The sequence below is a fragment of the Carnobacterium sp. genome (assembly GCF_040274425.1).
Genome location: NZ_JBEMBC010000184.1, coordinates 1 through 920, shown reverse-complemented (window position 1 = coordinate 920; position 920 = coordinate 1). Strand labels below are relative to the sequence as shown.

2 protein-coding genes are annotated in these 920 nt (G+C 35.2%); both read left to right on the top strand.

All coding sequences use genetic code 11. The features are described 5' to 3' along the window. Positions 1-197 (top strand): flagellar biosynthetic protein FliQ (locus tag ABS911_RS15180; RefSeq protein ID WP_350468243.1); only part of this gene is annotated, 197 nt, incomplete at its 5' end. 10 nt (positions 198-207) lie between these two features. Further along, the coding region (gene fliR / locus ABS911_RS15175; protein WP_350468242.1) for a flagellar biosynthetic protein FliR at positions 208-920 on the top strand (713 nt) is incomplete at its 3' end.

The window sequence follows — 920 nt, the reverse complement described above, 5'->3', positions numbered from 1 at the left end:
CGACATTGATCATTGCGTTAGTCATAGGGTTGATTATTAGTATCATACAAGCAACAACACAACTTCAAGAGCAAACACTAAGTTTTGTGCCTAAAATCTTAGCTGTAATCGTTTCGTTAATCGTTTTTGGAAATTTTATGCTGAATAGTCTGGTTGGATTTACTCAGAAAATTTTTGAAATGATTGCGGCACTTTGAGAGGGTAAACATGACTATACAACTGCAAACAATCATTTTAATATTTATACGGGTAACTTCTTTTATAGTAGTGAGTCCAGGGTTCTCCATTAAAGGTCTACCAAGTGTAGCTAAAATTGCTTTATCCATGGGAATCACGCTTGCAGCTTATTCAGCAGTGCCCGTGATGGAGCAAGAAGCAGGCACATTTATGTTCGCTATACTGATCTTAAAAGAAGTTCTGCTTGGGATTGCGATTGGTTTTATTACAAAACTCTTTTTTTCTGCAGTTGAAATTGCAGGGAATTTTGTAGACTTTCAAGTTGGGTTTTCAATGGGAGCTGTTTACGATCCAAGTATGGGGATAAACGTTTCCTATTATGGGAAAATTTATTATTGGTTGTCCATGTGTGTATTCTATTTGACCAATCTTCATCATGTTGTGATTAAAAGTTTGATTCAATCGTTTCAAACGATGCCAATATCTAGTACTAATATAGGTGATTTTGGTGTTGAAGGAATGATGAAGTTATTAGGTATTATTTTTGAGTTGGCGTTTAACTTATCCGCACCAATGGTAATTGTCGCTTTATTGACGGAAGTTATCTTAGGATTGATTTCACGATCGGTTCCTCAAATCAATGTCTTGATTTTAGGAATGCCTTTAAAAATCGTGGCAAGTTTTGTGATCATGCTGATTTTACTCCCAACTTTAATTGAAAACATTCATGAAATATTGCCGTT